The organism is Amycolatopsis thailandensis (genome assembly GCF_042723255.1).
In the GTDB taxonomy this organism is placed as follows: Bacteria; Actinomycetota; Actinomycetes; order Mycobacteriales; family Pseudonocardiaceae; genus Amycolatopsis; species Amycolatopsis thailandensis.
The window spans coordinates 60,459-67,525 of record NZ_JBHXJK010000044.1 but is presented as its reverse complement, the minus strand read 5'-3'; the positions used below and the strand labels follow the sequence as shown (position 1 = coordinate 67,525).

Annotated in this window: 6 protein-coding genes and 3 pseudogenes; 2 read left to right on the top strand and 7 right to left on the bottom strand. The window is 65.3% G+C overall.

Annotated features, from left to right (window positions below; genetic code table 11):
* Positions 1–147, top strand: a pseudogene (locus tag ACFWMR_RS19465) (phosphate ABC transporter substrate-binding protein PstS); the annotation flags it as partial.
* 182 nt (positions 148–329) lie between these two features.
* Here ACFWMR_RS19465 and ACFWMR_RS42685 read toward each other — a convergent pair.
* Positions 330–617, bottom strand: a pseudogene (locus tag ACFWMR_RS42685) (IS256 family transposase); the annotation flags it as partial.
* Positions 618–939: 322 nt separating this feature from the next.
* Positions 940–1,338: pseudogene (locus ACFWMR_RS42680) on the bottom strand (esterase/lipase family protein); the annotation flags it as partial.
* Positions 1,339–1,782: 444 nt separating this feature from the next.
* Here ACFWMR_RS42680 and ACFWMR_RS19455 point away from each other — a divergent pair.
* Complete coding sequence (locus ACFWMR_RS19455; protein ID WP_378379354.1) at positions 1,783–2,601, top strand: inositol monophosphatase family protein; 819 nt, start codon at positions 1,783–1,785, stop codon at positions 2,599–2,601.
* A 152-nt stretch (positions 2,602–2,753) separates the two neighbouring features.
* Here the strand turns inward: ACFWMR_RS19455 and ACFWMR_RS19450 are convergent, their stop codons facing one another.
* The 5 genes from ACFWMR_RS19450 to ACFWMR_RS19430 all read right to left on the bottom strand — a co-directional run bounded on the left by ACFWMR_RS19450 (position 2,754) and on the right by ACFWMR_RS19430 (position 6,925).
* Complete coding sequence (locus tag ACFWMR_RS19450) at positions 2,754–3,131, bottom strand: AlbA family DNA-binding domain-containing protein (protein WP_378379353.1); 378 nt, start codon at positions 3,129–3,131, stop codon at positions 2,754–2,756.
* Positions 3,132–3,273: 142 nt separating this feature from the next.
* On the bottom strand, positions 3,274–3,684 hold the full coding sequence (locus ACFWMR_RS19445) for a tetratricopeptide repeat protein (protein WP_378379356.1): 411 nt from the start codon (positions 3,682–3,684) through the stop codon (positions 3,274–3,276).
* 53 nt (positions 3,685–3,737) lie between these two features.
* Positions 3,738–5,378 (bottom strand): caspase family protein, encoded by a 1,641-nt coding sequence (locus ACFWMR_RS19440; protein WP_378379352.1) that lies wholly within the window; start codon positions 5,376–5,378, stop codon positions 3,738–3,740.
* Between the two features lie 3 nt (positions 5,379–5,381).
* Complete coding sequence (locus tag ACFWMR_RS19435; RefSeq protein WP_378379351.1) at positions 5,382–6,503, bottom strand: effector-associated constant component EACC1; 1,122 nt, start codon at positions 6,501–6,503, stop codon at positions 5,382–5,384.
* On the bottom strand, positions 6,503–6,925 hold the full coding sequence (locus ACFWMR_RS19430) for a hypothetical protein (RefSeq protein WP_378379350.1): 423 nt from the start codon (positions 6,923–6,925) through the stop codon (positions 6,503–6,505). The genes ACFWMR_RS19435 and ACFWMR_RS19430 overlap by 1 nt, the downstream gene beginning before the upstream one ends.
* Positions 6,926–7,067: the final 142 nt, after the last annotated feature.

The following is a 7,067-nucleotide window of genomic DNA, read 5'->3' as shown; positions in this document are numbered from 1 at the left end:
GCCGACGCCGAGGTCGCCAAGGCCGTCAAGGCGTTCCTGAACGTCGCCGCCACCGACGGTCAGAAGCCGCTCTCGGACAAGGGCTACGTGCCGATCCCGCAGAGCCTGCAGGACAAGGTCCTGACCGCCGTCAAGGCCATCGCCTGACCCTGTCGCCAGTCCCTGGGGGTCTGTGGGTGTCCCGGGTGCCACGTTCGAGACGCTGAACGTCCCGGGTGTTGCGCTCGAGACTCGCTCATCGTTTGAGGCGAGGAGCATTCACCGCCCGGCACGCCACATTCGGACGAGGGGTGCGAGGCGCTTACGCTCGCGGCTGCTTCGAGCGTGGCGAGATCCTCTACCGTGCTGCGGGCACGGTCAGCGCAGCACTTACGCGAGTTGCCGGTTCCGCGGCCGGTCGGGCCGTGCTTGTCATAGCCGAGGTCATCGGTGAGCTCGCCCTCGATCGCGGACTCCAGCAGCCGCTTGGTCAGCAGCTGCAGCACCCCGCCCTCGCCGGTCAGCTTCAGCCCGCTGGCCTTGGCGCTGCTCAGCAGCTGCGCGACGAGCTGCCCCTCCAAACCCAGCTCGGGCTTCGAGTCCTCGGCGTTCTCCACGCCGGACATCATGTCGGTCATCAGGTGCACTTCCATGATCGGGAGTTACACCGAACGTTTTACAGTCCCTGATCTGGCCGTAGACCAGGTCACCGGGAACACCGGGTTTGCAGATGCCGATGTGGTCCGCGTCCACCGGAATCGGAGTCTGGACCGGGATGCCGGGGTCAGCCGAGCCCGCGTCGACCACCTGCACACCCTTGGTTGGCCGGGTCTCGTAGAAGATCTTGTGTCTGATATCCGTTGCCGGGTGCACGGCCCAATTACGGTATCGGGTGTTGAGCTGCCGGAGATGCGCGCTATTACGCTCCAGGGCGTCGATGGCCGGAGTCTTGCGATACACGACGCTCAACGCCTTGACGACGGCCTTGGTGACGATGTCGGAGCCGGTGTGCGGGGTGGCCAGGAACACCACCCCACGGGCGGCGGTAGCGAACTCCGTGTAATCGGCCCGGCCATCGGCCGCGTGCAGCAGCATCTCCTTCACCACCAGCCCGCCCATGCTGTGGGTGACGAAACACAGCGGGCGTTGCCCGATCCCGTGACTCTCCAGGCAGGCCAGCAGGTTGATCGCCCGATCCTGAATCGGCATCGCATGACCCAACCACCGACTCGACGCCGCCTCATACCCCACCGACCAGACAGCCAAGCCCTCGACGTCCCGCCCGAGCCACTCCGGCCAGAACGAACCTTCCCGCTTCGTCGACCAGCTTGCGCGGGCGTCCCCGTCGAGACCGTGCACGAACACGACGTCCAACACCGGGGCCTCGTCCGCACTCACCTCGACGAGCTCGGTCACCGCTTGCCCCTACAACGAATTCGTGCCGCCCACCGCGACTTCGGCTTGGTGAACTGTCGCTTGCCGCCGCAGCCTCGTTACACGCCCGATCACCGTCCGTAAACATACGCTCAGACCGCGAATCGGTCGAAGGACGGCTAAGCGCGCTCATGCCAAGAGCGGACGCCGAACACATCGGCGCCCCGGCCGGGCGGCAGGCGAAACGCCGCACCATCCCCGCAACGTGCGAACGCACGCTTGCGGCGCGACGCGCCCGGTGGTGGCCGATCTGCCATTCGAGACGCTGCTGACGGCCGCCCGCGCAATCGATCGCGCCATCAGCGATCGTGGGTGGATGCGGACGTTGATCTGCAAGCCGTTCGGATCGCGGGTGGAAAGATCTGATAGATGGTCGAAGTGGATACGACGATGAGGGCTGGCTCCGATGTGGTGGTGGCGATCCGTGCTGTCGACGCCGCGTGTGAAGTGATCCGGCGTTCTTATGGCGGCGCTGTAAAGCGATTCGAGAAGGGCGACAGGGATTTCGCCACAGGAGTGGATTTCGCCGCGGAGCGCGTAATCCGGAGGGTGCTGAGGGAGGCTTACCCGCGCGATGTGATCCTCGGTGAGGAGTACGGCACGGACTCCGGGGACGGGTCGCGGACTTGGCTGGTCGATCCGTTGTGCGGCACCGTGAACTATGCGGCCCGGACGCCGCTGGTCGCGGTCAACATCGCCCTGCGTACCGAGAGCGGCGTGACGGTGGCGGTGTCGGCGGATCCTTTGTCCGGCGAGGTTTTCTGGACCAGTCGCCACGGCGCGTTCCTCCGCCGCGACGGTCGCGACGAGCCCTTGGTGCCCGGGGCAGGCGACCGCGTCGTGGATGTCAATCTCGACCCGCCCTTCCCTAATGCTGTGGCCTTCCGCGCTGCCCGGATGCTGCTGGACGATGCCTTCATCGAGGATTTCCGTCCCCGCGTGGTGTCCACGAGCCTGGCTGTGGCCTGGGTCGCGGCCGGGCGGCGAGCCGGCTACATCACCGACGGGCACCTGCTGGACAGCGTCCATTTCACCAGCGGTATCGCCCTGTGTCAGGCGGCAGGCTGTGTGGTGACCAATCTCGCCGGGCAGCCAGTGCACTCCGGCATCCAGGGATTGGTCGTGGCCGCCGACCCCGAGACCCATCGGAACCTGATCGACCTCGTTTCACGCCATCGCAACGAATGAACATCCGCTCATGCCGCGATGAGGACGTTTAGGCAGGCGGGTTGACCAGCTCATGCTGTCCGGCCACCGCGGGAATCTGGCTCACGCCCGCCGAAAATGCCATGAGTTTGAGACTGATCATGGCGACGTCGCCGTGAGACAGCCGAGAAGACTCAGGTCGCGCAAGATCGACATGTCACGAGCGGTGAGACCCTACACACCTTGAACTCGAGGAATTCAAAGTGGATCTGAGGTGTCAGCAGCCGGGTGAGCCAGTTGAGGAAGTCCTCGTTGCCGACCTTGCTGTGCGGGTCCATGGTGGTACCGACGATCGTGTGGTCGGTGTCGCTGACGCCCCAGACCATGTAGCCCTTGTCCTGGCTGCCGAGCGCGGCGGAGTTCGCCAGCGCCGAGATGTACTGGCCGATGTCCTCGGCCTTATAGAAGTTCTCCTTGAACTCCACCCATTCCGTTTCCCGCGGCAGCGCGATCAGTCGGTGCAATAACGCGACCAGGCGAGCATCCTGTCCTGGACGCGGTTCGTCAGGCACCTCAGACCCCTCTGTTCGGCCAGCCGTTCAAGAGCACCGAGTCTAGCCGCGGTGCGGACTCGACCCATGGTCGCGGCACGCGTCACGGTCCGTCGACGCGAGTCGGCGCCGTGGACTTCGTCTGCAGCCACGCCCGGGGTGGCTATCCGGGCGGGAGTGTTGGAATGGGTGGTTCGGGCACTTGCATGGTCGCGATGAGATGTTGTCCGCATTTCAGGTGTTCCTGGGCATCGTCGGGGCCCTGTCCGGGGAGTCGTGCGAGGCCGAAGTGCGCGCGTGCTTGTTCATCGATACATTGGCTGGCTGTCGCCTCGGCAAGGGCGCGCTCGAAGTGATCGGCAGCATCTGAGAATCGAGCAGTGGCAAAGTTGATTTCTCCGAGGCCGTTGTCGGCAAAAGCTTGCTCGATCCCGCTGTCGACCGTTGTAGCGAGCTCGAGTGCACGTCGCATGTGTTTAAAGGCCTGATCGACGTTAGACAACGCCAAATGGGTTACCCCGAGATCGTGGTGGGTGTGGGACTCGCCGAGAAGGTAACCGGACTCCTGTCGCAGGGTAAGCGCGCGTGCTGATCGCTGCAGGCCCTCCTGGAGTTGGCTCGCGCACCTCAGTCGGGAATGTGATCGACTTCGCCGCGGTCGATCCCAAAGGAGTGCCCAGTCAGCAGTGCCTCCAGCGGCGCCGTGTCGACGACGGTGAGAGTATTGATCCGCGTTCCGGACCGGAACTCGGGGTACCAGGAACCTTGCGGCGTATCGGAGAGCTCGCCGTCGCGTGGCGCGATCACGAGCAAGCCCGAAGAGAACTCGTGGCGTCCCTCGACGTAGTGGAAGTCGCCGGCCGCAGCGTCGTTGTACGAGAGCAGAAACGTCTGGTAGTGGCCGGGGTTGCCGAAGTAGAACGACTCGGTGTAACCGAAGCGGTTGGCCCCTATTATGAGACGCACCCCTTCTGGAGTTTCGTCGACGCTCCCGAAGTTCGCCTGCGCCAGGTCGACATCCAGCAGGTTCGCCGTAAGCCGGTCCGTCCGGATGGGGAACTTCGAGTGCCGCATCGTGATCGAGAAGGCATCGATGGGCTTGAGCGCGCCGGCTGCAGTGACGGTGACGATCACGTCTTCGGTGCGGTACACGCGATACAACCGCTCGGGCACGTGATCGCGGAGCAGCCCTGCCAGCAGCGGCGTCCCCAGCGCACTGTCGAGATAGTCCAGCGGCCGCCCGCACGCGATCTTGTTCAGCACGTGGATCTCGTCCGGCATCGATCCGCCCTGCTGGGCCGGTCCACCCGACAAGCTGGCGAAAGCAGTCAACGCCGCCCTTGCGCTGTTCGCCACCATCCGGCTGTCATCGTCGGAAAGGATGATCAAGGCCTCGCGCGCGGCTTCGGCGGATGTACTTTCCTCCTTGCTCAGTTCGACCAGGATCTCGACGCCTGCCTCGCGGTCTCGCGGCAGCGACGCCCGCAAGACGCGGGCGACCTCGGAGGGAAACTTCGCATAACGGTCGGCCGTCCACGCGACGTTGCGGGCGAGCGCGACGTCGTCGACGGTCCCACCGCTGCTGCGGTGGGGTTTGGGTAGTCCACGCGCGTTCAGCACACCGAGGAGGTGGCCGTAGATCTGCGCGAGGGTGAGCATTTCGGGGCCATTGGGCCGACCCGCATCGAGGAGCTTTAGCAGTTCCCCGGTGAAGGACGTGTGGCGCGCGTCGGCCGGGGCGATGGACAGTTCGTTGGCGGCAGAGGACGTGAGCGTGAACCGCCCGGGCATGTCGATCTGACCGAAGACGGCCGATCCGGGCTCGGTCATTGCCTGGACGGCCCGGCCGGAAAAACAGCAGTCGAGAATCAGGATGTGATGCTTTGCCCGGCTGCGGCGGAAGATCTTGTTGACCAGAGAAAGCGACATCGCCGTGAATTCGACGTGTGAGGCATCGGTGGAGGAAAGTCCGAGATGGAGTGCTCCGTCATCGTCGAGAACTCCGTGCCCAGCGTAGTAAATGAACAGGGTGTCTTCGGCAAGATTTGCGATTTTCGCCATCGCCACACCAAGCTCACCCGCGTTCGCCGGTTCGAGGTACTGGATACAATTATCCGGCGCGAAGAGCCCGGTGTCCGGCCGCGTCAGCACGCCGGCGAGATCGGTGACGTTACCCTGTACGCCGGGGAGATCTGGCAAGGCAGCATCCTGGTACTGAGAAGTGCCGATGAGGATCACCCAGGAGCGTTCGGGGTCGGGCTGCAGCACTAGCTACCTGCCTTGTTCGGTGGTGAGGGCGTTCTTGATAAGGGACTCAGCGTCACTCATCCGGTGGGCCGTGACGGTCACCGAGCGGCCTCGGCCCTCCGTGGTGGCGATTTCCACCGTGATGACCGAACGTCGCTGGTGTAGCCAGATCGCCAGAGACCGTGCCAGCACTGCGGCCGCGCCGACGCCGAGCGTCACGACGAGGCGGTCCGCGGGATTCCCCATTGCTCCGGGTACCGGAGCCGCACCGGCCAGGGTGAGCCGTCCGCGTAGTTCGTCTTCGGTCGACAGCCACCGCATCAGCTCCCGGAGCTCATCCTGCCGGCCCTCGGAGACAATGCGGATCATGGCCTGATTCGGATCCGGGCGAGCTGGTGGCGCTGCGGGGCCCAGCATCCGGAGCCACGCCGTAGTCGCCGGTTTTTTCACCTCGACCGGAATCCTCCGGTACGCCTCGGGAACGGCGGCGCTATCCGGTAACACGACCTCGCGGTAGAAGCTGTCGGAAATCATTAGGGCCAGTTCCGCACCGGCAGCCTGCTGTTCGGACTTAACCTGTGATGCCTCGAGCAGCTGGAAGGTGAAGTTCACCGAACGGTCGCCGTCGTCCCGCACGTCGCTCGCGTGCAACGCCATGCGCAGTCGTATCCGGGCCGCGTCGGCATGGGTGGCGTTGTACCGGCGCATCTCGGCCAGCAGGCGGTCGGGTAGCCGAGCGGCGAGATCCACCTTTGGGATCTCCGGCGGCAGGAGGATCATCGCGCCGTCGCCGGTGTTTTCGACGAAGGCTTCGTCCCATGGAATGCCCGCCCCCGCGAAAGCCGAACTGAGCATCGTCCAGAGGCCTTCATGCATGGTCGTCAAGCTGGTAACGCTACGCGCCGGATCGTTGTATCCGGCGATGTCGACGGCCACGATCGTGCGCTGCACCGGAAGACCAGGCACCTCATCACGCCGTATCGCGACGACGTTGTCAGTCGGCCTATTCCGGAAGGCAGCGCGTGGGCGGATGAGGGTGGCGAGGCGGTCGGGGTAAGTGCTCGGATCGCCGAGCGCCGGCCGGAAGGCCGGGGTGCGGCGGGACAGCACCGCGACGACCTGGGTGAAAAACGTGCCGGGACGCATCATCGCTCCTGGTTCTCTGCAGGGTGACGCACCGGCGGCGGAAGTGGCGGCGGTGCGCCGTCGAGCTGGGCCGGGGGCTTGCAACCAACCGCGTCCGGAACGCCTGGCGCATCGGCCGGTTTCATCGGGATCGGCAGGAGGGCGGTGAGATGTCCCACCATCACCGGCGCGGCGACGCCGATGGCAACTGCGGCGAGCGGCCCGGCCACTTGGCCCGACGCTGCCGTGGCGGCGGCGAGGATCCCGCCGATCAACATCCGGATCGTCTCCGCAACTGCGTAGGCAGCAGGCCCAGCGGTGGGTCCTTCGCCGGTAACGCGCCAGGGCCACGCGCCCTTCTGGCGCACCGCGACGTAGAGCTCGAGGCCCTCGACGATGAAGCCGCCGGTCAAGCCCCACAACCCCGCGTGTACCCAGTTCACGCCCGTTAGCCTAAAGGGCTCAACTCGATGGGCGCCATGTCGTCTGGGCGGACTGGTTCGGCGCGCTCTTACAGCGGCTGCGCCCGTCGGTCGACGAGTTCGCACTGCAACTGCTCAATCACCGCACCGGACCAGCCATCAT

Coding starts and splice junctions, on each gene's coding strand:
- ACFWMR_RS19435 (WP_378379351.1), bottom strand. CDS start 6,503: ATGCGTCCCGGCACGTTTTTCACCCAGGTCGTCGCGGTGCTGTCCCGC.
- ACFWMR_RS19455 (WP_378379354.1), top strand. CDS start 1,783: ATGGTCGAAGTGGATACGACGATGAGGGCTGGCTCCGATGTGGTGGTG.